This is a genomic window from Kitasatospora sp. NPDC048540, assembly GCF_040651175.1.
In the GTDB taxonomy this organism is placed as follows: domain Bacteria; phylum Actinomycetota; class Actinomycetes; order Streptomycetales; family Streptomycetaceae; genus Kitasatospora.
Genome location: NZ_JBEZIR010000024.1, coordinates 1 through 26,900 on the forward strand (window position 1 = coordinate 1; position 26,900 = coordinate 26,900).

At 71.7% G+C, this 26,900-nt stretch carries 19 protein-coding genes, 2 tRNA genes and 1 pseudogene; 20 read left to right on the forward strand and 2 right to left on the reverse strand.

Annotated elements, in window-relative coordinates:
• Window positions 1-204 (forward strand): annotated as a pseudogene (locus tag AB0D08_RS12425) (hypothetical protein); the annotation flags it as partial.
• Window positions 205-307: 103 nt separating this feature from the next.
• The gene (locus AB0D08_RS12430; protein WP_359888237.1) at window positions 308-976 is read left to right on the forward strand and encodes a hypothetical protein; all 669 of its coding nucleotides are present in this window, start codon (window positions 308-310) and stop codon (window positions 974-976) included.
• Between the two features lie 63 nt (window positions 977-1,039).
• Here the strand turns inward: AB0D08_RS12430 and AB0D08_RS12435 are convergent.
• Window positions 1,040-1,113 (reverse strand) — tRNA-Gly (locus AB0D08_RS12435).
• 178 nt (window positions 1,114-1,291) lie between these two features.
• Between AB0D08_RS12435 and AB0D08_RS12440 the strand changes: the two genes are divergently transcribed.
• The 5 genes from AB0D08_RS12440 to clpX all read left to right on the forward strand — a co-directional run bounded on the left by AB0D08_RS12440 (window position 1,292) and on the right by clpX (window position 6,312).
• Window positions 1,292-1,365, forward strand: a tRNA-Pro gene (locus AB0D08_RS12440).
• A gap of 336 nt (window positions 1,366-1,701) precedes the next feature.
• On the forward strand, window positions 1,702-3,099 hold the full coding sequence (gene tig / locus AB0D08_RS12445; RefSeq protein WP_359888240.1) for a trigger factor: 1,398 nt from the start codon (window positions 1,702-1,704) through the stop codon (window positions 3,097-3,099).
• 237 nt (window positions 3,100-3,336) lie between these two features.
• Complete coding sequence (locus AB0D08_RS12450) at window positions 3,337-3,960, forward strand: ATP-dependent Clp protease proteolytic subunit (RefSeq protein ID WP_359888243.1); 624 nt, start codon at window positions 3,337-3,339, stop codon at window positions 3,958-3,960.
• A 56-nt stretch (window positions 3,961-4,016) separates the two neighbouring features.
• Entirely contained in the window at window positions 4,017-4,676 is a 660-nt protein-coding gene (locus AB0D08_RS12455; protein WP_033821850.1) for an ATP-dependent Clp protease proteolytic subunit, read from the forward strand.
• Between the two features lie 346 nt (window positions 4,677-5,022).
• On the forward strand, window positions 5,023-6,312 hold the full coding sequence (gene clpX, locus AB0D08_RS12460; RefSeq protein WP_033821851.1) for an ATP-dependent Clp protease ATP-binding subunit ClpX: 1,290 nt from the start codon (window positions 5,023-5,025) through the stop codon (window positions 6,310-6,312).
• 69 nt (window positions 6,313-6,381) lie between these two features.
• Here clpX and AB0D08_RS12465 read toward each other — a convergent pair whose 3' ends face one another.
• Entirely contained in the window at window positions 6,382-7,269 is an 888-nt protein-coding gene (locus tag AB0D08_RS12465; protein WP_359888247.1) for a hypothetical protein, read from the reverse strand.
• A 194-nt stretch (window positions 7,270-7,463) separates the two neighbouring features.
• Between AB0D08_RS12465 and AB0D08_RS12470 the strand changes: the two genes are divergently transcribed.
• The 13 genes from AB0D08_RS12470 to AB0D08_RS12530 all read left to right on the forward strand — a co-directional run bounded on the left by AB0D08_RS12470 (window position 7,464) and on the right by AB0D08_RS12530 (window position 26,790).
• Window positions 7,464-10,118, forward strand: a complete 2,655-nt coding sequence (locus AB0D08_RS12470) for a valine--tRNA ligase (protein ID WP_359888249.1) — start codon at window positions 7,464-7,466, stop codon at window positions 10,116-10,118.
• 539 nt (window positions 10,119-10,657) lie between these two features.
• Complete coding sequence (locus AB0D08_RS12475) at window positions 10,658-11,185, forward strand: hypothetical protein (protein WP_033821853.1); 528 nt, start codon at window positions 10,658-10,660, stop codon at window positions 11,183-11,185.
• Between the two features lie 147 nt (window positions 11,186-11,332).
• Complete coding sequence (locus AB0D08_RS12480) at window positions 11,333-14,119, forward strand: penicillin acylase family protein (RefSeq protein WP_359888251.1); 2,787 nt, start codon at window positions 11,333-11,335, stop codon at window positions 14,117-14,119.
• 328 nt (window positions 14,120-14,447) lie between these two features.
• Window positions 14,448-15,812 carry a folylpolyglutamate synthase/dihydrofolate synthase family protein gene (locus AB0D08_RS12485; RefSeq protein ID WP_033821860.1) on the forward strand — a complete coding sequence of 455 codons (1,365 nt, stop codon included), beginning with the start codon at window positions 14,448-14,450 and terminating at the stop codon, window positions 15,810-15,812.
• Window positions 15,813-15,814: 2 nt separating this feature from the next.
• The gene (locus AB0D08_RS12490) at window positions 15,815-16,150 is read left to right on the forward strand and encodes a DUF4233 domain-containing protein (RefSeq protein ID WP_033821855.1); all 336 of its coding nucleotides are present in this window, start codon (window positions 15,815-15,817) and stop codon (window positions 16,148-16,150) included.
• Between the two features lie 110 nt (window positions 16,151-16,260).
• On the forward strand, window positions 16,261-16,674 hold the full coding sequence (ndk, locus tag AB0D08_RS12495; RefSeq protein WP_033821856.1) for a nucleoside-diphosphate kinase: 414 nt from the start codon (window positions 16,261-16,263) through the stop codon (window positions 16,672-16,674).
• A 397-nt stretch (window positions 16,675-17,071) separates the two neighbouring features.
• Entirely contained in the window at window positions 17,072-18,097 is a 1,026-nt protein-coding gene (locus AB0D08_RS12500) for a rod shape-determining protein (RefSeq protein ID WP_033821861.1), read from the forward strand.
• Window positions 18,098-18,218: 121 nt separating this feature from the next.
• Entirely contained in the window at window positions 18,219-19,163 is a 945-nt protein-coding gene (gene mreC, locus AB0D08_RS12505) for a rod shape-determining protein MreC (protein ID WP_359888254.1), read from the forward strand.
• Window positions 19,164-19,165: 2 nt separating this feature from the next.
• Entirely contained in the window at window positions 19,166-19,813 is a 648-nt protein-coding gene (gene mreD, locus AB0D08_RS12510; RefSeq protein WP_033820003.1) for a rod shape-determining protein MreD, read from the forward strand.
• Window positions 19,814-19,841: 28 nt separating this feature from the next.
• Window positions 19,842-22,085, forward strand: a complete 2,244-nt coding sequence (mrdA, locus tag AB0D08_RS12515; protein WP_033820002.1) for a penicillin-binding protein 2 — start codon at window positions 19,842-19,844, stop codon at window positions 22,083-22,085.
• Complete coding sequence (gene rodA, locus AB0D08_RS12520) at window positions 22,082-23,281, forward strand: rod shape-determining protein RodA (protein WP_033820001.1); 1,200 nt, start codon at window positions 22,082-22,084, stop codon at window positions 23,279-23,281. Before mrdA ends, rodA begins: the two co-directional genes overlap by 4 nt.
• Before the next feature lie 119 nt (window positions 23,282-23,400).
• Window positions 23,401-25,326, forward strand: coding sequence for a TIGR03960 family B12-binding radical SAM protein (locus tag AB0D08_RS12525; RefSeq protein WP_033820000.1), 1,926 nt, complete (start codon window positions 23,401-23,403; stop codon window positions 25,324-25,326).
• Between the two features lie 147 nt (window positions 25,327-25,473).
• Window positions 25,474-26,790 carry a hypothetical protein gene (locus AB0D08_RS12530; protein WP_359888259.1) on the forward strand — a complete coding sequence of 439 codons (1,317 nt, stop codon included), beginning with the start codon at window positions 25,474-25,476 and terminating at the stop codon, window positions 26,788-26,790.
• Window positions 26,791-26,900: the final 110 nt, after the last annotated feature.

Sequence of the window (26,900 nt, forward strand, 5' to 3'; positions counted from 1 at the left end):
CACGTCGCGGCCGGCACCGTCACCGAGGACGTGGCGTTCGACGCGCTGCTGAGCGGACACCACGTCCGGGGCCGGGCCCGCGGCATGTCCGGGCCGCCCCCGCTCCGGCCTCCGCGCTCCACGGTTCGCCCGCCCGCGGGCGCGGCGCCGCCCCCGAAAACCCCTCGTGGTCCGGCCGCCCGGCCCGGCATGATCGCCGGATGACGCCACTGCCGGCCGTACCGGGCACCCGCCCGCCCGACGACCCCGCGCCGGGATGGGAGTCGGCCCCGGCGGCTCCCGGTCCGGTGGACCCGGGGCGCACCGCATGACCAGCTTCCTGACCCACCGGGCGCGCGTGCACGACGCCCGGCTCCCCATCTACCGGCGGCACAGCGCGCTGCGCACCTGCCTCACCCGGTTCGCCCCCTACGGCCTGCGGGCGACCTACCACCACCTCACGCTCAGCGCCCGGATCCCCCGGCGACTGGAGGACGATCCGGCCGCGCTGGTGCGGGCGGTGGAGGAACTGCACGAGGCGCGGGAGCTGTGGCGCACCCGGGCCGATGAGTTCGAGGCGCGGCGCCGGGCGCAGAAGTGGGCCGGGCGGCGAGCCGTACCGGAGCCCCGGCCGTGGTGGCTGCGGGGCTGGGTGAGGGAGGACGGCCCGCCCCGTGCCTGGTACGACGATCCGAACCGCCACCCGTCACTGCGGCTGCCCGACTACGTCCGGCGGCGGAACGCGCTGCTGGACGGGGCCGAGCTGCCCGGCTGCCCGGCCTGCGGGGACGAGGGGCCGCCGGAACTGCAGTCGACCGGACACGGCCGGGTCGAGCTGTGCGGCCGGTGCGGGTGGGCGCCGTCGCCGTGCCCGTGCGAGCGGGAGCACCGGCTCGTGCCGGTCGCCCCTCGGGGCTGGAGCGAGATCTGGCGGCGGACGCACCTGGGTGATGACGGCCCGCCGACCGGGCGGCCCGGACCGGGCGCGGAGAGCTGACGGGCCCTCATACGACTTCGGCCCCAGGTCGGCGATCTACTCGCTGACCTGGGGCCGAAGTGTTGGAGCGGGTGACGAGAATCGAACTCGCGTGACCAGTTTGGAAGACTGGGGCTCTACCATTGAGCTACACCCGCGTGCGTGCAGTTGACGGCACGTCGGATCGTACGCGACCGCCCGGCCGACGGTGCGGCCGCGAGGTCGGGCCCAGCCTACCTGGTCGGGGCGGTGGAGTGCACGTCGCTTCCGCTCCGGCGGGGGTTGATAATGCGCCGGACGGGGGGAGACCGCCGTGTACGCTTCCTCTCGGCACCACGGGGTGTGGCGCAGTTTGGTAGCGCGTCCGCTTTGGGAGCGGAAGGCCGTCGGTTCGAATCCGGTCACCCCGACAGTGTGCGGCAGGGTCTCGTCCACCGGACGGGGCCCTGTTGTCGTCGTGGGCGGTGCCCCTGCGGTGGGCGCCGCGGCGCCCCGGCGGGTGCACCCGGGAGTCCGTCTTTCGTCCGTCTTTCGCCGTACCGGTAGGATGGGCTGCTGGCGGTAGTCCCTGTGGCATGCTCGCAGGTCAACCGCCCGAGGGCGAGGAGTCACGCTCACCGTCCGGCCCACCACGGGAGATGCAGCTCCAACCGCCCATCGCCCGTCTCGCCCGCTCGCTCGGCCACCTCGGCCGTACCGGGCCGGGCGGAGACAACCCGACCGCAAGCCCCCTAGGAGACCCAACCGTGAAGAGCGCCGTCGAGACTCTGAACCCCACTCGGGTTCGACTCACCGTCGAGGTGCCCTTCGAGGAGCTCAAGCCCAGCCTCGACGCGGCGTACAAGAAGATCAACCAGCAGGTCACCGTGCCGGGCTTCCGTAAGGGCAAGATCCCGAACAAGGTGATCGACCAGCGCTTCGGCCGTGCCGCGGTGCTCGAGGAGGCCGTGAACGACGCGCTGCCGCGCTTCTACACGCAGGCCGTCGACGAGGGCAAGATCGAGGTTCTCGGCCAGCCCGACATCACGGACATCGAGGGTGTCGAGAAGCTCGTCGACGGTGGTGACCTCAAGTTCACCGCCGAGGTCGACGTCCGCCCGGAGATCGCCCTGCCGGACTACTCCTCGATCAGCGTGGTCGTCGACCCGGTCGTCGTCACCGACGAGGACATCGACAAGTCGCTGGAGCAGCTGCGCGAGCGCTTCTCCTCGGTCAAGGACGTCGAGCGCGCCGCCGCGGCCGAGGACGTCGTGGTCGTGGACCTCGAGGCCAAGGTCGACGGCGAGGTGCCGGAGGACGGCACCGCGACCGGCGTGAGCTACGAGATCGGCTCCGGCCGCCTGCTGGACGGCATCGACGAGGCCGTCGTCGGCCTGTCCGCCGGTGAGTCCAAGACCTTCACCACCACCCTCAAGGGTGGCACCCAGGCCGGCAAGGACTCGGAGGTCACCGTCACCGTGACCGCCGTCCAGGAGAAGGAGCTCCCCGAGCTGGACGACGAGTTCGCCCAGCTGGCGAGCGAGTTCGACACCCTGGAGGAGCTGCGTGCCGACTCCCGCAAGCGCCTGGAGCGCATGAAGGAGTTCGACCAGGCCACCCAGGCGCAGGAGAAGGTCCTGGACGAGCTGCTCGGCCTCGTCGAGATGGAGTACCCGGAGAAGCTCCTCAAGGACGAGATCGAGACCCGCCGCCACAACCTCGAGCACCACCAGCTGGAGCCGATGGGCCTGACCCTGGAGGCCTACCTGGCCACCCAGGACAAGACCCTGGAGGCCTTCCTGGCGGAGACCGAGGAGCAGGCCAAGAAGGGCATCAAGACCCAGTTCGTGCTGGACGAGATCGTGGGCAAGGAGGAGCTCGGCGTCAACCAGGAGGAGCTCACCGAGCACCTGATCCGCCGCGCCGCCGGCTCCGGCCTCACCCCGGACCAGTTCGCGCAGCAGGTCGTCCAGGGCGGCCAGGTTCCGCTGCTGGTCGGCGAGGTCGCCCGCGGCAAGGCGCTGGCCCTGGTGGTCGAGGGCGCCGAGGTCAAGGACACCAACGGCGAGGTCGTCACCTTCGAGGACGACGAGGAGACCGAGGAGTCGGCCGAGGCCGGTACCGAGGCCGCCGCCGACGAGGCCGCCGAGTCGACCGAGGCCTGAGCCCCGGCCGGCCGCGACAGCAGTCCGCGGCCTGAGCAGTGACAGGCCCAGTGGGCCCGGACGCCGTGAGGTGTCCGGGCCCACTGGCGTTCGCTGTGCGTTCGCACCACCGGACCCTGCGCTCACAGCGAACAGTTCTGCGTGGGGGATTCTGCGGCCCCGCCCGGGCGTTAGGGTCCATAGACAGCGACACACAAGCAGATCGACTGAGCAGGTGGCTAAGTGACGTTCCCGCAGATGCAGATGCCTGGCCTGATGGCGCCGCACGCCGCCGCTGGTGACGTGCTCGGCGGCCTGGGCGACCAGGTCTACAACCGGCTGCTCAACGAGCGGATCATCTTCCTCGGCCAGCAGGTCGACGACGACATCGCCAACAAGATCACGGCCCAGCTCCTGCTGCTGGCGGCCGACCCCGACAAGGACATCTACCTCTACATCAACTCCCCGGGCGGCTCGATCACGGCCGGCATGGCGATCTACGACACCATGCAGTACATCAAGAACGACGTGGTCACGATCGCGATGGGCATGGCGGCCTCGATGGGCCAGTTCCTGCTGACGGCCGGCACCCCGGGCAAGCGGTTCTCGCTGCCCAACGCCAACATCCTGATGCACCAGCCCTCGGCCGGCCTCGGCGGCTCCGCCACCGACATCCGGATCCAGGCCGAGCAGCTGCTGCGCACCAAGAAGCGGATGTCGGAGCTGATCGCGCACCACAGCGGCCAGACCTTCGACCGGGTGACCGCGGACTCCGACCGGGACCGCTGGTTCACCCCGGAGGAGGCCAAGGAGTACGGCCTCATCGACCAGATCATGCACAGCGCCGCGGACGTTCCCGGCGGCGGCGGCACGGGCGCCTGAGCGCCGCCCGTAAGAGACCCCCAGACCGCACGCTTCGTCGGAGGACGGACCAACCCATGAACACCACCCCCAACATGCCGCGCGGTGAGTACTACGGCGCCCGCGCCGAGGGCCGTTACATCGTCCCGCGCTTCGTCGAGCGCACCTCGCAGGGCATCCGCGAGTACGACCCGTACGCCAAGCTGTTCGAGGAGCGCATCATCTTCCTCGGCTCCCAGGTGGACGACGTCTCGGCCAACGACATCATGGCGCAGCTGCTGTGCCTGGAGTCGATGGACCCGGACCGCGAGATCCAGATGTACATCAACTCGCCCGGCGGCTCGTTCACGGCCCTGACGGCCATCTACGACACCATGCAGTACGTGAAGCCGGACATCACCACCGTCTGCATGGGCCAGGCGGCCTCGGCCGCGGCCGTGCTGCTGGCGGCCGGCACCCCCGGCAAGCGGATGGCGCTGCCGAACGCCCGGATCCTGATCCACCAGCCGTACACCGAGACCGGCCGCGGCCAGGTCTCGGACCTGGAGATCCAGGCCAAGGAGATCTTCCGGATGCGCGAGCAGCTGGAGGAGATGCTGGCCAAGCACTCCAACAAGGCGGTCGAGCAGGTTCGCGACGACATCGAGCGGGACAAGATCCTGACCGCCGAGGAGGCGCTGGAGTACGGGCTGATCGACCAGATCATCTCGACCCGCAAGACCTCGCTGACCGACTGATCCGGCCGGGCCCACCGGCTCGACCGGCAGATCCGGACGCGGTCCGGCGGCTCCCGGGGCGGGACGCGGGCGCATCCTCTGCGGAGGTGTGACCTTGCGCCCCGCCCCGAGCCGTTCCGGTACGGCCGTCGGCCCGGCACAATTGGAGTGCGGGTCCATGCCCGCAGGACGGCATCTGTTCGGTATCAATTCGCCCAGGGCGTAGGGCAGAGCTGCCGAAGACACCGGAATTCCCGGCTCGGCAGAGTACCGTCGGATAGCGAGACCGGCCGCCGTTCGGCGCAGCCGGTCCACAGCACCAGGCCCCGGAACCCCCGCGGGGCCCCTGGCGAAGGGGAAGCACCTCGTGGCACGCATCGGAGACGGCGGCGACCTGCTCAAGTGCTCGTTCTGCGGCAAATCGCAGAAGCAGGTGAAGAAGCTGATCGCCGGGCCAGGTGTGTACATCTGCGACGAGTGCATCGACCTGTGCAACGAGATCATCGAGGAGGAGCTCGCCGAGAGCTCCGAGGTGCGCTTCGAGGAGCTGCCGAAGCCCCGCGAGATCTACGAGTTCCTGGACCAGTACGTGGTCGGTCAGGAAGCGGCGAAGAAGGCACTGTCGGTCGCGGTCTACAACCACTACAAGCGCGTCCAGGCCGGTGAGAACGGCCGTTCCGGCGGCAACGGCCGCGAGGACGCGATCGAGCTGGCCAAGTCGAACATCCTGCTGCTCGGCCCGACCGGTTCGGGCAAGACGCTGCTGGCGCAGACCCTGGCCCGGATGCTGAACGTGCCGTTCGCCATCGCGGACGCCACGGCGCTGACCGAGGCCGGCTACGTCGGCGAGGACGTCGAGAACATCCTGCTCAAGCTGATCCAGGCGGCCGACTACGACGTCAAGAAGGCCGAGACCGGGATCATCTACATCGACGAGATCGACAAGGTCGCCCGCAAGAGCGAGAACCCGTCGATCACCCGCGACGTCTCGGGCGAGGGCGTCCAGCAGGCGCTGCTGAAGATCCTGGAGGGCACCACCGCCTCGGTGCCGCCGCAGGGGGGCCGCAAGCACCCGCACCAGGAGTTCATCCAGATCGACACCACCAACGTGCTGTTCATCGTGGGCGGTGCGTTCGCGGGCCTGGAGCGGATCATCGAGGGCCGGGCGGGCGCCAAGGGCATCGGCTTCGGTGCCAACATCCGCTCCAAGCGCGAGCAGGACGCCAGCGACCACTTCCGTCAGGTGATGCCGGAGGACCTGGTCAAGTTCGGCATGATCCCCGAGTTCATCGGCCGCCTCCCCGTGATCACCAGCGTGCACAACCTGGACCGCGAGGCGCTGCTGCAGATCCTCACCGAGCCGAAGAACGCGCTGGTCAAGCAGTACCGCAAGCTCTTCGAACTCGACGGTGTGGAGCTGGAGTTCACCCGGGACGCACTGGAGGCCATCGCCGACCAGGCGATCCTGCGGGGCACCGGCGCACGCGGGCTGCGGGCCATCATGGAGGAGGTGCTGATGTCGGTGATGTACGAGGTGCCCTCGCGTCAGGACGTCGCCCGGGTGGTCGTCACCGGGGACGTGGTCTCCAAGCACGCCATCCCGACCCTGGTCCCGCGCGACATGATCAAGCGCGAGCGGCGCGAGAAGAGCGCCTGACCGCCCCCGCCACGTGGAGCGGCCCCGCACCGGACGGTGCGGGGCCGCTGTCGTACCTGCGCCCCGGGCCTACTTCGCGACCAGCACCGCGTCGCGGATCGGCCGGGACTTCTCGGCCGCCTGGGCCGCCGACATGCTGGTACCGCTGCCGGTCATCGAGACGCCGCTGAAGACCACCGTGCCCATCGCGGAGTGGTCGGCCCAGATGCAGATCGGGGTCTCGATGGCGCTGGCGGCGGCGGAGCTGGTGGCGACGCCGCACTGCATCTTGCCGCCCGGGTCCTTGGCGTCGTTGGCGGGGACCTCGGCCAGCGGCGTCTTCCAGGTCATCTTCATGGCGGCGGCGTTGGCGGTCAGGGTCGCGCCCGGGTCGTCGATGGTGCCCCAGCTGCCCGCGACGCTGACCAGGTCGCCGAGGCCCTTCTGGTAGACCGCCGACATCGCGCCCTCGATCTTGGTCGCCGGGTTGCTGCCGGTCGGGGCGTCCTGGGCGGACTTCTTGGTGTAGCCGCCGGGCAGCGTGGGCGGGGCACTCAGCTTGTACTTGCCGGCCACGGCCGAGGCGCCGCCGCCGCTGCCGGAGCCGTCCCTGCCGAGCTGGGTGGCGACCACCAGGCCGCCGCCGACCAGTACCAGCGCGCCGATCACCAGGCCGACCACCAGGCCGGTGTTGCTCTTGTTCGGCGCGGGCGGCGGGTAGCCGCCGCCGTACTGCTGCTGCGGCGCCTGCGGGTAGCCGCCCTGCGGGGCGCCGTACTGCGGCTGGGGGGCCTGCGGGTAGCCGTAGCCGGGCGGCTGCTGCGCGGGGGCGCCGTACTGGGGCTGGCCGTAGCCGGGCTGCGGGACGCCGGGCTGCGGGACGCCGGGCTGCGGGACGCCGTACTGCGGCGGCTGGCCGTACGGCGGCGGAGGCTGCTGCGGCTGACCTGGCGGATACTGCTGACCCTGGCCGTACATCGGCGTCGATCTCCCCCGCCGCTCCCGGGAGCGGCCTCGTTGCGGCGTGCGCTGGGCGTGCTCCCGATGGGCACGCGCACGGAATCTGCGTGCGAGTATCCGGGCACGCTATCGCACGGGTCCGGGCCCGCGGCCGACCGGGCCGCGCCGATGCGGTTCGTACCGGGGGCCCGCTCTTACGTAAACTGTGCGTCGTGACCGACACGACGAACCAGCGCCCCGAGAGCCCCGAGGGGTTCACCGCAGTCCCCGGGGACGACGCAGCCACCCTCCCGACGACCTACGCCCCGGCGGAGGTAGAGGGCGAGCTGTACGAGCGCTGGGTGGAGCGCGGTTACTTCACCGCCGACGCCAAGAGCGACAAGCCCGCCTACACCATCGTCATCCCGCCGCCGAACGTGACCGGTTCGCTGCACCTGGGCCACGCCTTCCAGCACACGCTGATGGACGCGCTGACCCGCCGCAAGCGGATGCAGGGCTACGAGGCGCTGTGGCTGCCCGGCATGGACCACGCCGGCATCGCCACCCAGAACAAGGTGGAGCAGCAGCTCGCCTCCTCCGGGCTGTCCCGCCACGACCTGGGCCGGGAGGCCTTCGTCGAGAAGGTGTGGCAGTGGAAGGAGGAGTACGGCGGCAAGATCCTCGGCCAGATGCGCCGGCTCGGCGACGGCGTGGACTGGTCGCGCGAGCGCTTCACCATGGACGAGGGCCTCTCGCAGGCCGTCCAGACCATCTTCAAGAAGCTCTTCGACGACGGTCTGATCTACCGCGCCGAGCGCATCATCAACTGGTGCCCGCGCTGTCTGACCGCGCTCTCCGACATCGAGGTGGAGCACGAGGAGGTCCCCGGCGAGCTGGTCTCGATCCGCTACGGCGACGGGGACGAGTCGATCGTGGTCGCCACCACCCGGGCCGAGACCATGCTCGGTGACACCGCGGTCGCGGTCCACCCGGACGACGAGCGGTACCGGCACCTGGTCGGCACCACCATCGCGCTGCCGCTGACGGACCGCCGGATCCCGGTCGTCGCCGACGAGCATGTGGACCCGGAGTTCGGCACCGGCGCCGTCAAGGTGACGCCGGCCCACGACCCGAACGACTTCGCCATCGGCCAGCGCCACGGCCTGGAGAACCTGACCGTGATGGACGAGCGCGGTGTGATCACCGTGCACGGCCCGTTCCTCGGCCTGGACCGCTTCGAGGCCCGCTCCGCCGTGGTCGGCGCGCTGCGCGCCGAGGGGCGCATCGTCGGCGAGAAGCGCCCCTACATGCACGCCGTCGGCCACTGCTCGCGCTGCCAGACCGTGGTCGAGCCGCGGCTGTCGCTGCAGTGGTGGGTCAAGGTCGCGCCGCTGGCCGCCGAGGCCGGCGCCGCCGTCCGCGACGGCCGGGTGCAGATCCACCCCAAGGAGCTGGAGGGCCGCTACTTCAGCTGGGTCGACAACATGCACGACTGGTGCATCTCGCGCCAGCTCTGGTGGGGCCACCGGATCCCGGTCTGGTACGGCCCGAACGGCGAGGTCGTCTGCGTCGGACCGGACGAGCAGGCGCCCACCGGCGAGGGCTGGACCCAGGACACCGACGTGCTGGACACCTGGTTCTCCAGCGGGCTGTGGCCGTTCTCCACCCTGGGCTGGCCGGAGCAGACCCCGGACCTGGAGAAGTTCTACGCCACCGACGTCCTGCTCACCGGCCACGACATCATCTTCTTCTGGGTCGCCCGGATGATGATGTTCGGCCTGTACGCGATGGACGGGCAGGCCCCGTTCCACACCATCGCGCTGACCGGTCTGGTCCGCGACCAGTTCGGCAAGAAGATGTCCAAGTCCTTCGGCAACGCGGTGGACCCGCTGGACTGGATGGACGCCTACGGCGCCGACGCGGTCCGCTTCACCCTGGCCCGCGGCGCCAACCCCGGTGCGGACGTGCCGATCGGCGAGGACTGGGTGCAGGGCTCGCGCAACTTCTGCAACAAGATCTGGAACGCCACCCGCTTCGCGCTGATGAACGGCGCCACCGTCGAGGGCCCGCTGCCGGCCCCCGAGGAGCTGACCGCGGCCGACCGCTGGATCCTGTCGCGGCTGAACGCCACCGTCGCCGAGGCCGACGGCCTGTACGACGACTACCAGTTCGCCAAGCTGTCGGACGCGCTGTTCCACTTCGCCTGGGACGAGGTCTTCGACTGGTACGTCGAGCTCTCCAAGACCACCCTGGCGGCGGGCGGCCCGCAGGCGGACGCCTCGCGCCGGGTGCTCGGCGAGGTGCTGGACGTGACGCTGCGGCTGCTGCACCCGGTGGTCCCGTTCGTCACCGACACCCTGTGGACCACGCTGACCGGCGCCGAGTCGCTGGTGGTCGCCGAGTGGCCGAAGGACAGCGGTTTCCGGGACGCGGCCGCCGAGGCCGAGATCGCCACGCTGCAGCAGGTGGTGACCGAGGTCCGCCGGTTCCGTTCGGACCAGGGCCTGAAGCCCGGTCAGCGGGTCCCGGCCCAGCTGGAGCTGGCCGGTACCGCACTCGTCCCGCACGAGGCGGCGATCCGTTCGCTGCTGCGGCTGACCGTGCCGGAGGCCGGCTTCGCGGCCACCGCCTCGCTGCCGGTCGCGGGCGCCACGGTCGCGCTGGACCTCTCCGGCACCATCGACGTCCCGGCCGAGCGCAAGCGGCTCGCCAAGGACCTCGCGGCGGCCGAGAAGGAGAAGGCGCAGACCACCGCCAAGCTCGGCAACGAGGGCTTCCTGGCCAAGGCGCCGGACGAGGTGGTGGCCAAGATCCGCGCCCGTCAGGAGGCGGCCGAGGCCGACATCGCCCGGATCACCGCACAGTTGGACGCGCTGCCGCGGGGCTGAGCGCCCGGCGCGCTCCGAGCGCCCGTACGCGGCCGAGGGCCCGTCATCCCGTACCGGGGTGGCGGGCCCCCGGCCGTTTCGTGTCCCGGGCAAAGCGTCGATAACTGCGCCGGGTGCTTTCGGGAATGGTGCTGCGGGACGGACACCGGCCCGCTCCTGGTGGGGATTTGATCCCTCGTTCGGCGGTATTCCGGGCGCCGCGGGGGAGGATATGGAACTGCGGGAAGAGCGGGCCGCCGAAGCCACCGGCGTGTCGGTGGGTGCTTCCGGCCGCCGGGGCGGTGGTGGAAATTCGGAGGATTCACGGTGGTGCGGGGGTGGAAGGGTTCTTGCACCAAGACCGATGTCCAGCTCCATTCAAGGCATTTGGCGGGTCGGGTGGCAAGGACGCGGAAACTCTCCGGCGGCTTCACCGGCAATGGCACGGGGATTGTCCCCGCCGCCGGGCATGCGCGGGTTCACGGAAGTTCCGAGTTCGGATGTGTACGGTGTTGCCCACGTTCCCATTCGGGCGGTGCGACTGGCGGGAGGGCGCGAGCATGACGGTGACCACGGAGTTGGCCGACGAACTGCCTGCGGCGGAGGTGGCGGCGGCCAAGGCCCGTGCGGCGGTGCTGCTGCTCGCCTTCCGGCACGGCAACCAGCTGGCCTTCGACCGGGAACTCGACCGGCTGCTCGCCGAGCAGGCCGAACGCGAGGTGGCCACCCTGCTGGTGTGGATCGCCGCCGAGGCGGTCCGCAAGGCGTACGCCCCGGAGGTCGGCGACCGGGTGCTGCGCGGTCTGGTCCGCCGGGCGCCCGCCGACACCTCGGCCGTGGTGATCGACGAGGACTCGGTGGACGCCGCCCTGCTGCTGGAGTCGGTGGCCGCGGGCGACGTGGGGACGGTCCGCGCGCTGGTCGCCAGCACCCCGGACACCACGTACCTGCTCGGCGGGGTGCTGCAGGCGGTCGCCATGATGCTGCCGCTGCTGCCGGACGGCGAGGCGGAGGAGATCGCGGCGGAGCTGCGCCGCCGGCACAGCGGCCGGGTGCCGCCCCAGGTGCCGGAGGCCCGGCAGCGGTAGTTCCGCCGGCCTGCAGCTTTGCTGACAATTTGTCAGTGAGCGTCAGAAGTGGCATGCACGCCACTAGGCAACCGGTCGGTAACCGCCCTACCGTCGAGAACTGTCAATCGCGCCTCAGCTTCGGACAGCTTCGACGGAGGAGCTGGTATGCAACGACGCCCCCACGCGCTCAGGCTCCCCGCCGCCGGTCTCGCGGCGGCCCTCCTCGCCGCCGCCACCCTGGCGGCCGCCCCCACCCCCGCCGCTCCGGCCGCCGCCAACGACTACTGCGGCGGCCGCTGCCTCGACATCCTGCCGCCCGGCGAGAACGGCAACGCCACCCTCGCCGACATCCTCGCCAACAAGGTCTTCGGCACCCGCCCCGCGCACACCGACGACCAGCTCGGCCCGTACGCCAACCTCGCCGCCGCCTACCCGGGGCTGACCGAGACCACCCTGCGCAGCTTCTTCAACGACGCCTCCTTCGGCGTCCCCGCCGACCAGGTGGCCAGCACCGCCCGCCCCCGCGCGGACGTCACCATCGTCCGTGACAAGGCCACCGGTGTCCCGCACATCACCGGTACCACCCGCTACGGCACCGAGTTCGGCGCGGGCTACGCCGCCGGGCAGGACCGGCTCTGGCTGATGGACCTGTTCCGCCACGTCGGCCGCGGACAGCTGTCCGGGTTCGCCGGCGGCGCGGCCGCCAACCGCGAGCTGGAGCAGAGCTTCTGGCAGGCCGCCCCGTACACCGAGGCCGAACTGCAGAGCCAGATCGACGCCATCGCCGGCCAGGGCGACCGGGCCCGGCAGGCGCTGGACGACGCCAGGGCCTACCTGGACGGCATCAACCAGTACATCACCGAGTCCTACAACGGCCGCTACTTCCCGGGCGAGTACGACCTGACCGGGCACATCAACCCGATCACCAACGCGGGCTCCATCGAACCGTTCAAGCTGACCGACCTGGTCGCGCTGGCCTCGGTGGTGGGCGCGCTGTTCGGGGCCGGCGGCGGCGGTGAACTCGCCTCCGCCCAGGTCAAACTGACCGCCGAGGCCAGGTACGGCAAGGACGCCGGCGACGCGGTCTGGAAGTCGCTGCGCGAGGCGGACGACCCCGAGGCCGCGCTCACCCTGCACGACGGGCAGCAGTTCCCGTACGCGCTGCCGCCGGACGACCCGCAGGGCGTCGCGCTGCCCGACCCGGGCTCGGTGGTGCCCGAGCGCATGATCTACGACGCCACCGGCTCCGCGGGCCTGGCCACCACCGCCGCCCAGGGTGTGCTGCCCGGCAACCTGCTCACCGCCAAGCACGGCATGTCCAACGCCCTGGTGGTCTCCGGCAGCCACACCGACGACGGCCACCCGGTGGCCGTGTTCGGCCCGCAGACCGGGTACTTCGCACCGCAGCTGCTGATGCTGGAGGAACTGCAGGGCCCGGGCATCAGCGCCCGCGGCGCCGCCTTCGCCGGGCTCGGCTTCTACGTCCAGCTCGGCCGCGGCCAGGACTACGCCTGGAGCGCCACCTCGGCCGGCCAGGACATCACCGACAGCTACGCGGTACCGCTCTGCAACGCCGACGGCTCGCCCCCCACCACCGCCTCCGCCTCCTACCTGTGGCACGGCAGCTGCGTCCCGCTGGAGCGCCTGGAGCGGAAGAACTCCTGGAGCCCGACCACCGCCGACTCCACCGCGGCGGGCTCCTACACCCTGGTGATGTACCGGACCGCCTACGGCCTGGTGACGGCGCGCGGCACGGTCGGCGGCAAACCGGTCGCCTTCACCGCGCTGCGCTCCACCTACCGGCACGAGGCCGACTCCATCATCGGCTTCCAGATGCTCAACGACCCCGGCGCGGTGCACGACGCCGCGAGCTTCCAGCAGGCCGCGCAGAACATCAACTACACCTTCAACTGGTTCTACGCGGACGCCGCCCACACGGCGTACTACAACTCCGGCAGCAATCCGGTCCGTGCCCCCGGGGTCGACCCGGGCCTGCCGGTGAAGGCCGAAGCCGCCTACGAGTGGCGGGACTTCGACCCGGTGGCCAACACCGCCCGGTACACCCCGCCGGCCGAGCACCCGCAGTCGGCCGACCAGGACTACTACATCTCCTGGAACAACAAGCAGGCGAAGTCCTTCGCCGCGGCCGGCTTCGGCAACGGCTCGGTGCACCGCGGGAACCTGCTGGACGACCGGGTGAAGGCACTGGTGAACAGCGGGACCAAGGTCACCCGGGTGTCGCTGGTGCAGGCCATGGAGTCCGCGGCCACCGCCGACCTGCGGGCCGAGGACGTGCTCCCCGACCTGCTGCGGGTGATCCGCAGCGCCCCCGTCACCGACCCGGCCACCGCGGCGGCCGTGCAGAAGCTGGAGGCCTGGCTGACGGCCGGCGGGCAGCGCCGGGAGACCTCCAACGGCAGCCACGCCTACGCCAACGCCGACGCGATCCGCACCATGGACGCCTGGTGGCCGCTGCTGGCCGACGGGGTGTTCCGGCCCGGCCTCGGTGACCCGCTGTTCGCCGCACTGACCGGCGCCCTGCAGATCAACGAGTCGCCCTCGGGCGGCCAGACCGGTCCGACCAGCGGCACCTCCAGCGCCAACGAGTCCATCCCGCACAAGGGCTCGGCCTTCCAGTACGGCTGGTGGAGCTATCTGGACAAGGACCTGCGCGGCGTCCTGGGCGACCAGGTGGCCGGCCCGCTGGCCCGGCCGTACTGCGGCGGCGGCGACCTGGAGGCCTGCCGGGGCGTCCTGCTGGACAGCCTGAAGAAGGCGGCCGCGCAGACCCCGGCGCAGGTCTACCCCGGGGACGCGGACTGCTCGGCGGGCGACCAGTGGTGCGCCGACACCGTCATCCAGCGCCCGCTGGGCGGCGTGACGGATGCCAGGACCACCTGGCAGAACCGGCCGACCTACCAGCAGGTCGTCCAGTTCCGCTCGCACCGCTGAGCTCCGCCCGGCACGGGGTCCGGGTCCGGCGCACGCCGGTCCCAGGCCCCGCTCCCGCCGTCCAAGTCGCTCTCCCGCAGGACGACTTGCCCCGCCGGAAGGCGCGGAAAGGCCGGCGGCGGGCGATCGGGAGGGCCGGCCCGGGCCCGTGGCGGGACCAAGTCGGCCATCCATGACAAGTGGGACAAATCGGCCGGGTCGGTGAACGTGTCCACCATCACGTCCCCAGTGGTGCCGGGGACACCGGATCCCCGTGGTCCGCGCGGGCCGTCCGCCTCCCTACACTGGGCGCGTGAGCGACAAGGCAGCCGGGCAGAACCCGTACACCATCCGACCCGCCGGCGCGGACTCCGCGGACGACAACGACCTGCGCGCCATCGAGGCGGAGCTGTCCCGGCGCTGGCCGGAGAACAAGCTGGAGCCCTCGCTCGACCGGATCAACGCCGTGATGGACATCCTGGGCCAGCCCCAGCGGGCCTACCCGTCGATCCACATCACCGGCACCAACGGCAAGACCTCCACCGCCCGCATGGTGGAGCGGCTGCTCAACACCTTCGAGCTGCGCACCGGCCGGTACACCAGCCCGCACGTGGAGTCGGTGACCGAGCGGATCAGCCTGGACTCCACCCCGATCAGCGTCGAGAAGTTCGTCGAGACCTACCGGGACATCGAGCCCTACGTCCGGATGGTCGACGAGCAGCAGCCGATCGCCCTCTCCTTCTTCGAGGTGCTCACCGCCATGGCCTACGCGGCCTTCGCCGACGCCCCGGTGGACGTGGCGATCGTGGAGGTCGGCATGGGCGGCAGCTGGGACGCCACCAACGTGATCGACGCCGCCGTCTCGGTGATCACCCCGGTCGGCCTGGACCACACCGACCGGCTCGGCAACACCACCGGCGAGATCGCCACCGAGAAGGCCGGCATCATCAAGGCGGGCGGCCTGGCCGTGGTGGCCCAGCAGCCGCTGGACGCCGCGCAGGCGATCCTGCGGCGCGCGGTCGAGGTGGACGCCACGGTCGCCCGCGAGGGCATGGAGTTCGGCGTGGTCCGCCGCGAGATCGCGGTCGGCGGCCAGCTGGTCACCCTGCGCGGGCTCGGCGGCCACGAGTACGAGGACGTCTTCATCCCGCTGCACGGCGCCCACCAGGCGCACAACGCGGCGCTGGCACTGGCCGCCGTCGAGGGCTTCTTCGGCGTCGGCGGCGCCCGCGGCGGCAACCTCGACGTGGACAAGGTCCGCGAGGGCTTCTCCGGCGTCAGCTCGCCGGGCCGCCTGGAGGTGGTCCGGCGCAGCCCCACCGTCATCCTGGACGCCGCGCACAACCCGCACGGCGCCGAGGCCTCGGTGGCGGCGATCAACGAGTCCTTCGGCTTCTCCAAGCTGGTCGGCGTGATCGGCACCAGCGGTGACAAGGACGTCTCCGGCCTGCTGGCGGCCTTCGAGCCGATCCTGGCGGAGGTGGTGGTCACCCAGAACACCACCCACCGGGCGACCCCGGTCGACCAGCTGGCCGCGCTGGCGGTGGAGGTCTTCGGCGAGGACCGGGTCCAGGTCGAGCCCCGGCTGGACGACGCGATCGAGGCCGCCATCACGCTGGCCGAGGAGGACGGCGACCTGACCGGCACCGGGGTCCTGGTGACCGGCTCGGTGATCACGGTGGGCGAGGCCCGCCTGCTGCTCGGAAGGAAGTAGTCATGCGCACCCTCTGCTCCTCGACCCTGATCGGCGAGGCCCTGCTGATCATGTTCGCGGGCCTGGTGGCCATGCAGCTGTCGGACGTCTCCACCACGGCGATCTGGACCGTCAGCGGTATCGCCATCCTGCTGTGCGTCCTGCTCTGCGGTGCGATCACCCGGCCCGGCGCGGTCGCGGTCGGCTGGGCGCTGCAGCTCGGCCTGATCGCCAGCGGCCTGGTGCTGCCCACCATGTACGGGCTCGGCCTGATCTTCGCCGCGCTGTGGTGGTGCTCGGTGCACTACGGCCGCCGGATCGACGAGATCAAGGCCGCCCGGGCCGCGGCCGCCGCCTGAGCCCCGCGTGCGGCCGGGGACCCCCGGCCGCACGTACGTGCTGCTCACACGGGGTAGTGTCTGCGGTGGCCGCACACACTCCGCCGAACCCCATCCCCAGGAGCTGCACCGTGTCCCAGCGCACTCTCGTCCTGCTCAAGCCCGACGCCGTCCAGCGTGGCCTGGCCGGCGAGATCATCAGCCGCATCGAGCGCAAGGCCAACTGGCGGCTGGCCGCCGTCGAGCTCCGGACCTTCGACCGGGCGACGCTGGAGCAGCACTACGCCGAGCACGTCGGCCGCCCGTTCTACGAGCCGCTGCTGGAGTTCATGACCTCCGGCCCGTCGATCGCGCTGATCGTCGAGGGCGAGAACGTGGTCCCCGGCATCCGCGCGCTGGCCGGTGCCACCGACCCGCTGCAGGCCGGGGCCGGCACCATCCGCGGCGACTACGCGACGATCACCCGCGAGAACCTGATCCACGCCTCCGACTCGCCGGAGTCGGCCGAGCGCGAGATCAAGATCTTCTTCCCCGCGCACGCCTGATCTCCACACTGCTTCCACACCCCGGCCGCAGTCCGTCGCGACACGCGCGGGCGGCGGCCGGTACGGTATCCCCGACCCCGCCCGGACCGGCTCCGACCTGCACTCCAGTCGCTGATCCGACCGGGCGAATCTCACCTTTTCATCGTCAAATACGGAACTGCGGACCCCGACACGGCGTCCCAATCCTGCGAGAAGCCGACCCGCCCCCGGAGAATGGGCACCGTGCCGTGGCCCGCCGGACCGCGTCGACCGGCGTCGCTACGATGGGCACAACTCACGGGCCCGGTACGGCTGCTCAGCTGATGTCAGCCCTGCTGCGGGCGCCGCGGTCGGCCCGCTCCCGCCCCGCCCTCCATTCCGAACCCGGGAAGGCACACCACACCCCATGGCCAACAACCTGTCGTTCATCGGCCGTGACATGGCGATCGACCTCGGCACTGCCAACACGCTGGTGTACGTCAGGGGCAAGGGGATCGTGCTCAACGAGCCGTCCGTGGTCGCGGTGAACACCAACACCGGCGGCATCCTCGCCGTCGGTGCCGAGGCGAAGAAGATGATCGGGCGCACCCCCGGCAACATCGTCGCCATCCGCCCGCTCAAGGACGGCGTGATCGCCGACTTCGAGATCACCGAGCGGATGCTGCGGTACTTCATCCTCAAGATCCACCGCCGCCGCTACCTGGCCCGCCCCCGGGTCGTGGTCTGCGTGCCCTCCGGCATCACCGGGGTCGAGCGCCGCGCCGTGATCGAGGCGTCCTCGCAGGCCGGCGCGCGCCAGGTGCACATCATCGAGGAGCCGATGGCGGCCGCGATCGGCGCCGGCCTGCCGGTGCACGAGCCGACCGGCAACATGGTCGTCGACATCGGCGGCGGCACCACCGAGGTCGCGGTCATCTCGCTCGGCGGGATCGTCACCGCGCAGTCCCTGCGGGTGGCCGGCGACGAGCTCGACAACGCGATCGTCCAGCACATCAAGAAGGAGTACAGCCTCCTGCTCGGTGAGCGCAGCGCCGAGCAGATCAAGATGTCCATCGGCTCCGCCTTCGCGCTGGAGGGGGAGAAGGACGAGCACGCCGAGATCCGCGGCCGCGACCTGGTCAGCGGCCTGCCGAAGACCGTGGTGATCTCGGCCGCCGAGGTCCGCGAGGCGATCGACGAGCCGGTCAACTCGATCATCGACGCCGTCAAGACCACCCTCGACCAGTGCCCGCCCGAGCTGGCCGGCGACGTGATGGACCGCGGCATCGTGCTCACCGGCGGCGGCGCCCTGCTGCGCGGCCTCGACGAGCGGCTGCGCCGGGAGACCGGCATGCCGATCCACATCGCGGAGAACCCGCTGGACTCGGTCGCCCTGGGCTCCGGCAAGTGCGTCGAGGAGTTCGAGGCGCTGCAGCAGGTGCTCGACGCCCAGCCCCGGCGCTGACGGCGGACCGGCCGCGACCTCGGGCCAGGCCGGTCGTTAAAACGTACGGACAGTTCGTCAACTGAATGGCTCCCCCGCCCCTCCGGAGGGGGACCCGGTACCGAAGGGCAGTTCCAGCACCGTGAGGGACACACGAGAGAGCCGACTACTGCTCATCCTGCTGGTGGCTGTCGCCTTCGCACTGATCACCGTGGACATCAAGGGCGGCGAGTCCTCCCCGCTGGGCGGCGCCCGCCGGGCCGCGGCCGGCGTGCTCGGCCCGGCCGAGCGCGGCGCGGCCGGCGTGGTCGACCCGGTGGCCGGCTACATCAGGGCCGTCCGCGACGCCGGCACCCACCAGCAGCGGCTCGACCTGATCACCCGGGAGAACACCGAACTGCGCCAGCGGCTCGCCTCCTCCGACGCCGCCGCCGGCCGCACCAAGCAGCTCGACGAGATGCTCCGCACCGCCGGGGCCGGCGGCTACACCGTCAAGGCCGCCCAGGTGATCGCGATCGGCGCGGCCCAGGGCTTCTCCTGGACCATCACCATCGACGCCGGCAGCGACGACGGGCTGACCCGGGACATGACGGTCATCAACAGCCAGGGCCTGGTCGGCCGGATCACCACCGTCGCCCCCACCACCGCCACCGTCCTGCTCGCCTCCGACCCCGGCTTCACCGCCGGCACCCGGATCGAGAGCAGCGAGGAGATCGGCTTCGCGGCCGGCCAGGGCACCGGCCCGATGAAGGTCCAGCTGCTCAACGGCAAGGCCCAGGTCAAGGCCGGCGACCGGCTGGTCACCTTCGGCTCGCACAGCGGCCGCCCGTTCGTCCCCGGCGTCCCGGTCGGCAAGGTGGTCGAGGTCGAGGCCACTCCCGGCCAGCTCACCAAGACCGTGCTGGTCGAACCGTTCGTCCAGTTCACCCGCCTCGACCTGGTCGGCGTGGTGGTCGTCCCGCCGCGCACCGACCCCCGGGACGCCGTCCTGCCGCCCGCGCCCGCCCCGACCGCCGCGGCCGCCCCGGCCGCGCCGGCCCAGCCCGGCGCCGCCGCCTCGCCCACCAAGCCCGCCGGGGGGAACTGACCATGCGCGCCAACCGGATCGTCCTGCCCGCCGTCCTGCTGCTGGTCGCCCTGGTGATCCAGGTCAGCGTGCTCGGCCGGCTCCAGCTGCCCGGCGCCACCCCCGACCTGCTGATGCTCGTCGTGGTCGGCCTCGCCCTGGTCTACGGCCCGTCCGGCGGCTGCCTGGTCGGCTTCGCCGGCGGCCTGCTCGCCGACCTCGCCCCGCCGTCCGACCACGCGATCGGCCGCTACGCCCTGGTGCTCTGCCTGGTGGGCTACGCCGCCGGCCTGCTGCGCCCGGAGGGCGGCCGGCAGCGTTCGGCGCTCAGCGCGCTGCTGGTGGTGGCCGGCGCGGCGGTCGTCTCCACCCTGCTGTACGCCACCGTCGGCGCCCTGGTCGGCGACACCGCCGCCCGGCACGTCGGCCTCACCGGGCTGGTGCTCAGCGCCCTGCTGTACGACGTGCTGCTGGCCCCGTTCGTGGTGCCCGCCGTGATGCTGGTGGCCCGCCGCTACGACCAGGGCCCGGCCGCCGTCGCGGCCGGCAGCGGTGACGGCGGCGGCTCCGGGCTCGGCTCGCTGGCCCGCTACCGGACCACCCGGGAGGCCTCGCCGATGCCCGTCAACACCCGCAAGAAGCGTCCGCTGAACCTCGCCAAGCGCCCCTGAGCCGCACGGTGATAGGAGTCACTGCCCCGTGAGCAACATCCCGGAGACCGGCCGCACCCAGCGGGTGACGATCCGTCTTGTGGTGCTGCAGATCCTGGTCCTGTCGCTGCTCGCCACCCTCGGCGGCCGCCTCTGGTACCTGCAGATCCGCACCGGCGACCAGTACGCCGCCAAGGCCGAGGGCAACCACATCCGCGAGGTGGTGGAGCCCGCCGTCCGCGGCGAGATCCTGGACGCCTCCGGCCGGGTGCTGGCCGGCAACGAGACCAAGCTGGTCGTCTCGGTCAGCCGCACCTCGCTGCTGCAGCAGAAGGACCACGGCAAGGGCGTGCTGACCCGGCTCGCCGAGGTGCTCGGCCTGCCCGCCAAGGACGTCCAGGACAAGGTCCGGCTCTGCGACGCCAAGACGCCGCAGCCCTGCTGGAACGGCTCGCCGTACCAGCCGATCCCGGTCACCCAGCAGGCCACCACCCAGCAGGCGATGCAGATAATGGAACGCCGCGAGGACTTCCCCGGCGTCACCGCCCAGCCGACCGCGGTCCGCCGCTACACCGGCGTCGAGGGCGCCAACGCCTCGCAGGTGCTCGGCTACCTCTCGCCGGTCACCGACGACGAGGTCACCAGGACCGCCGACAAGACCGGCCGGGACCGCCGGCTGCCCTCCGACCAGATCGGCCGGGCCGGCCTGGAGTCCGTCTACGACGACGACCTGCGCGGCACCACCGGCGTCGACAAGCTGGAGGTGGACAACCTCGGCCGGGTGATCGGCAGCGCCGGCCGCACCCCCGCCCAGCCCGGCGCCAACCTGGTCACCAGCATCGACGCCCGGGTCCAGAAGGTGGTCGAGGACCAGCTCCAGCAGGCCATGACGGACGCCCGCAAGGTGTACGACAAGGAGACCAAGAAGAACTACGAGGCCGACTCCGGCGCCGCCGTGGTGATGGACGTGCACACCGGCCGGATCATCGCGATGGCCAGCGCGCCCACCTTCGACCCGAACCTCTGGGTCGGCGGCATCTCCGCCAAGGACTACGCGAGCCTCAACAGCAAGGACTCCAACTACCCGCTGATCAACCGGGCCATACAGGGTCAGTCCGCCCCCGGCTCGACCTTCAAGGTCATCTCCACCACCGCGGCCGTCCAGGCCGGCTACTCGCTCGACGGCCACTACCCCTGCCCGACCAGCCTCACCATCGGCGGCCGCGAGTTCAAGAACTTCGAGAGCGAGAGCTTCGGCGACATCACGCTGGAGAAGGCGCTGGAGGTCTCCTGCGACACCGTCTTCTACGGTCTCGCGTACGACCAGTGGATGAAGGACGGCGGCATCAAGCCGAAGAACCCGGCCGACTGGTTCTTCAAGACCGCCCACCAGTTCGGTCTCGGTGCCAAGACCGGGATCGACCTGCCCGGCGAGGTCACCGGCCGGGTCCCCGACCGGCAGTGGAAGCAGTCCTTCTTCGACGCCAACAAGGACGCCTGGTGCGCCCAGGCGGCCAGGGGCGGCCATGAGTACGCCGACGAGATCGCCCGCGAGAACTGCGTCGACGGCAACCAGATGCGCGCCGGTGACAGCGTCAACTTCGCCATCGGCCAGGGCGACACCCTGGTCACCCCGGTCCAGATGGCCCGGATCTACTCGGCCCTCGCCAACGGCGGCACCCTCTACCGGCCGACCATCGGCAAGGCGATCGTCAGCCCGGACGGCACCCTGGTCCGCGACATCGCCCCGCACGAGGACGGCAAGCTGCCCGCCGACGGCAAGCTGCTCAGCTACATCAACCAGGCCACCGCGGGCGTCATCACCAGCGGCACCGCGGCCTGGAAGTTCACCGGCGCGGGCTGGCCGCAGGGCAAGATCGAGCTGCACGCCAAGACCGGCACCGCCGAGGTCGCCGGCAAGCAGACCACCTCGTGGCTGACCACCTACAGCGGCGACTACGCGGTCGTGATGACGATAAGCCAAGGCGGCACCGGCTCCGGCGGCTCCGGCGACTCGGTGCGACGGATCTACCAGGCGCTGTACGGCGTCGACGACAAGGGCAACGTGGACAACGGCAAGGCCCTGCTGCCCAAGCCGCAGGCCGAACTGCCCAAGTTCAACCCGGACGGCACCGCGATCATCAAGCCCGCCTCCTTCCAGGACGGCGCCGGCTACCCGGCCGGCTCGACCTTCCTCGACCCGGCCCCGCCGGCCGGCGGCGGCCTCGCCCCGTACCCGGTGGCCCTCGCCGCCCTCGAACCCGTCCGCACCGGCGGAAGGACCCGGGCATGACCTCCTACGGCTCGTACCGGCAGGTCCGGCTCAGCCCGCAGCGCGGCTCCATCTCCCGGGCGCTGACCAAGGACGCCCCGCTGCGCCGGGTGGACTGGATCATGATCCTGGCCGCCCTGGCACTGTCGCTCGGCAGCTCGCTGCTGGTCTGGTCGGCGACCCGCGGCCGGGACTCGCTCACCCACGGCGACCCGCAGTACTTCCTCTACCGGCACCTCACCAACCTGGTGATCGGCCTGGTGCTGTGCGGCGTGGTGGTGGTGATAGGGACGAGGCGGCTGCGGACCGCCGTGCCCTTCGTCTACATCGCCGTCCTGCTGATGCTGCTGGCCGTGCTCAGCCCGCTGGGCTCGACCATCAACGGCGCGCACTCCTGGATCCAGTTCGGCGGCGGGTTCTCGATCCAGCCCGCCGAGTTCGCCAAGCTCGGCATCGTGCTGGGGATGGCCGTGGTGCTGTCCGCCCGGGTGGACGCCGGCGAGCGGGAGTTCCCGCCCAGCCGCAGCGTGATCCAGTCGCTGGTGGTGGCCGCCGTCCCGATGGGCGTCGTCATGCTGATGCCGGACCTCGGCTCGGTGATGGTGATGGCCGTCATCGTGATGGGCATCCTGCTCGCCTCCGGCGCCGCCAACCGCTGGGTGATCGGCCTCCTGACGGTCGGTGCCGGCGGCGCGGCGGCGATCTGGAAGCTCGGTGTGCTGAGCAAGTACCAGATCGACCGCTTCGCCGCCTTCGCCGACCCGACCCTCGACCCCGGCGGCGTCGGCTACAACACCGCCCAGGCCCGGATCGCGATCGGCTCCGGCGGGCTGAGCGGCATGGGCCTGTTCCACGGCACCCAGACCACCGGCCAGTTCGTCCCCGAGCAGCAGACCGACTTCGTCTTCAGCGTGGCCGGCGAGGAGCTCGGCTTCATCGGCGGGATGGCCTTGCTCGGCCTGCTCGGCGTGATCCTCTGGCGGGCCTGCCGGATCGCCCGCCACGCCACCGACCTGTACGGCACGGTCATCGCGGCGGGCGTGGTGATCTGGTTCGCCTTCCAGGCCTTCGAGAACATCGGCATGAACCTCGGCATCATGCCCGTGGCGGGCATCCCGCTGCCGTTCGTCTCCTACGGCGGGTCCTCGATGTTCGCGGTCTGGATCGCCATCGGACTGCTGCAGTCCGTCCGCTCCCAGCGGCCGATAGGGATCTGACCCCGGCCGCTCCGACGCCCGCGACCCCTCCAACCGGGGCCGCGGGCGTCAGAATTTCGAAGGTCGCGATTCGGCTACCCTTGAGAGTCGTCCTGTTCCCGTCGCCAAAGGCTCCCCGCATGCCAGTCGAATCGGTCTTCCCACGCCTGGAGGCCCTCCTCCCGCACGTCCAGAAGCCGATCCAGTATGTCGGCGGCGAGCTCAACTCGACCGTCAAGGACTGGGACGCCTGCGACGTGCGCTGGGCCCTGATGTACCCCGACGCCTACGAGGTCGGCCTGCCCAACCAGGGCGTCATGATCCTCTACGAGGTGCTCAACGAGCGCGAGGGCGTGCTCGCCGAGCGCACCTACAGCGTCTGGCCGGACCTCGAAGCGCTGATGCGCGAGCACGCGGTGCCGCAGTTCACGGTCGACGCCCACCGCCCGGTGAAGGCCTTCGACGTCTTCGGACTGTCGTTCTCCACCGAGCTCGGCTACACCAACATGCTCACCGCGCTCGACCTCGCGGGCATCCCGATGGAGTCCAAGGACCGCACCGTCGAGGACCCGATCGTGCTGGCCGGCGGCCACGCCGCGTTCAACCCCGAGCCGATCGCGGACTTCATCGACTGCGCGGTGATCGGCGACGGCGAGCAGGCCGTGCTCGACATGACCGAGATCATCCGCGGCTGGAAGGCCGAGGGCCGCCCCGGCGGCCGGGACGAGGTGCTGCTGCGCCTCGCCCGCACCGGCGCCGTCTACGTGCCGCGCTTCTACGACGTCGAGTACCTGCCGGACGGCCGGATCGGCCGCGTGGTGCCCAACCGGGCCGGCGTGCCGTGGCGGGTCTCCAAGCACACCGTGATGGACCTCGACGAGTGGCCGTACCCCAAGCAGCCGCTGGTCCCGCTCGCGGAGACGGTGCACGAGCGGATGTCCGTCGAGATCTTCCGCGGCTGCACCCGCGGCTGCCGCTTCTGCCAGGCCGGCATGATCACGCGCCCCGTGCGGGAGCGAAGCATCACCGGCATCGGCGAGATGGTCGAGCGCGGCCTGAAGGCGACCGGCTTCGAGGAGGTCGGCCTGCTGTCGCTGTCCTCCGCGGACCACACCGAGATCGGTGACATCGCCAAGGGCCTGGCCGACCGCTACGCCGAGGACAAGGTCGGCCTGTCGCTGCCCTCCACGCGGGTCGACGCCTTCAACATCGACCTCGCCAACGAGCTGTCCCGCAACGGCCGCCGCTCCGGGCTCACCTTCGCCCCCGAGGGCGGCAGCGAGCGGATCCGCAAGGTGATCAACAAGATGGTGTCCGAGGAGGACCTCATCACCACGGTCGCCACCGCGTACGGCAACGGCTGGCGCCAGGTGAAGCTGTACTTCATGTGCGGCCTGCCCACCGAGACCGACGACGACGTGCTGCAGATCGGCACGATGGCCAAGAACGTGATCCAGAAGGGCCGCGAGGTCACCGGCCAGAACGACATCCGCTGCACCGTCTCCATCGGCGGGTTCGTGCCCAAGCCGCACACCCCGTTCCAGTGGGCCCCGCAGCTGAGCGCCGAGGACACCGACGCCCGGCTGGCCAAGCTGCGCGACTCCATCCGCGGCGACCGCAAGTACGGCAAGAACATCGGCTTCCGCTACCACGACGGCAAGCCCGGCATCATCGAGGGCCTGCTCTCCCGCGGCGACCGCCGGATCGGCGCCGTCATCCGCGCCGTGTACGACGACGGCGGCCGGTTCGACGGCTGGCGCGAGCACTTCTCCTACGACCGCTGGATCGCCTGCGCCGACAAGGGCCTGGCCGGCACCGGCGTGGACGTGGCCTGGTACACCACCCGTGAGCGCACCTACGAGGAGGTGCTGCCCTGGGACCACCTGGACAGCGGCCTCGACAAGGACTGGCTCTGGGAGGACTGGCAGGACGCCCTCGAGGAGGTCGAGGTCGAGGACTGCCGCTGGACCCCGTGCTTCGACTGCGGCGTCTGCCCCCAGATGGACACCAGCATCCAGATCGGCCCCACGGGCAAGAAGCTGCTGCCGCTGACGGTCGTCAAGTAGCGCCGCCCGCCCAGCCGTTCGAAGGAACCCGCTCCCGGCCCGCGAGGCCGGGGGCGGGTTCCGCCGTTCCCGGACACCGCCGGGCACCGGCCCGGGAGGGGCTGCACTACGATCACGGCCTCGGGACGGTCGCGGGCGGGGGAACAGATGGACGAGATGCAGCAGCCCGCGGGCTGCCTGACCTGGGTGGCACGGGCCGTCGCGCTGGTGGTGGTCCTGCCGCTGCGGTTCGCCTGGGAGGCACTGGTGGCGGCCGGACGGGCGGCCCGCAGGGTGCTCCTCGGCGCACTCGACCTGCTGCTGGTCCGGCCGGCGAAGGCCCTGCACCGGTGGCTGCTGGTCCCGCTCGGACGACTGCTGCGCGCACTGGCCACCTGGCTGGTGGTCCGGCCGTCCGGCTGGCTGTACCGGCACGCCGTCCGCCCGCTCGGCCGGCTGCTCGGCGTGCTGGCGAAGGCCCTGGCGGCGGGTGCGGCGGCGGTGGCCCGCGCGCTCGGCCGCCTGCTGTCGGCGGCCCTGTCCGGCGCCGGGAAGGCCCTGCGGTGGCTGTGGCGGTACGCGGTGACGCCGCCGGTCCGCGCCCTCCTGGCGGCGCTGAGGCTGGCCCAGCGGGCCGCGGGGTGGCTCGGCGGTGCGTTGCTGACGGCCTTGCGCGCGCTGCTGCGGTACGCCGTGGTGCTGCCCGCGGGCGCCGCCGTGCGCCTCCTGCGGTGGCTCGGCACCGCCCTGGTCGCGGCCCCGCTGACCCTGCTGGGCCGGCACGTCCTGCGGCCGCTCGGCCGGGCGCTGCTGACCGCCTCGGCCGCCGTCGGCGCGGTACTGCGCCGGCTGCTGCGCAGCCTGCTGGTGGTGCCGGTGGTCGGGCTGTACCGGTACGGGCTGGTGCCGCTGGGACGTGCCGCGGTGCGGCTGGCCGGCCGGGGTGCGGCCGCCCTGCGGTGGTCGGTGCGGCACCTGGTGGTGCTGCCGGTCGTCGGGCTGTACCGGTACGGGCTGCTCCCGCTGGCGCGGGTGGTGGCGCGGCTGGCCCGTGGCGGTGCTGCCGCCGTGCGGACGGCGGCGCGGGCGACCGCGGCGGCCTGCCGCTGGACGGTGCGGCACCTGCTGGTACCGCTCGGACGGGCGATGGTGCGGGCGGTCCGCGGCCTCGGCCGGGGCATCGAGTGGCTGGCCCGGGCGCTCGGCGTGGTGGTCGGCACGGTCCTCGGCCACCTGGTCGTGCTGCCGCTGGCCTGGCTCTGGCGGACGCTGCTCGGCCCGCTGCTGCGCGGGCTGTGGCGGGTCCTGCTGGGAGCCTGGCGGCTGGCCGGCCGGGCGTGGCGGGCCCTGGTGGTGCGCCCGTGCCGCTGGGTCCGGCGCGAGGTGTGGTGGCCGGTCAAGGCGGAGCTGCGCCGGGCCGCCGCCGAGGTCCGCCGGGCGAGCCGGGAGATCCGCCGGGAGCTGCGCCGTGCGCTGCTGGGGTGAGCTGGGCGCCGGCGCGGCCCGCGGGCCGCGTACCCTTGTCCTGACAGAAGTCCGGCCGATGCCCCGACACGGTGGCGCGCCGGACTGGCCAACTGACTAAGGACTGAGCG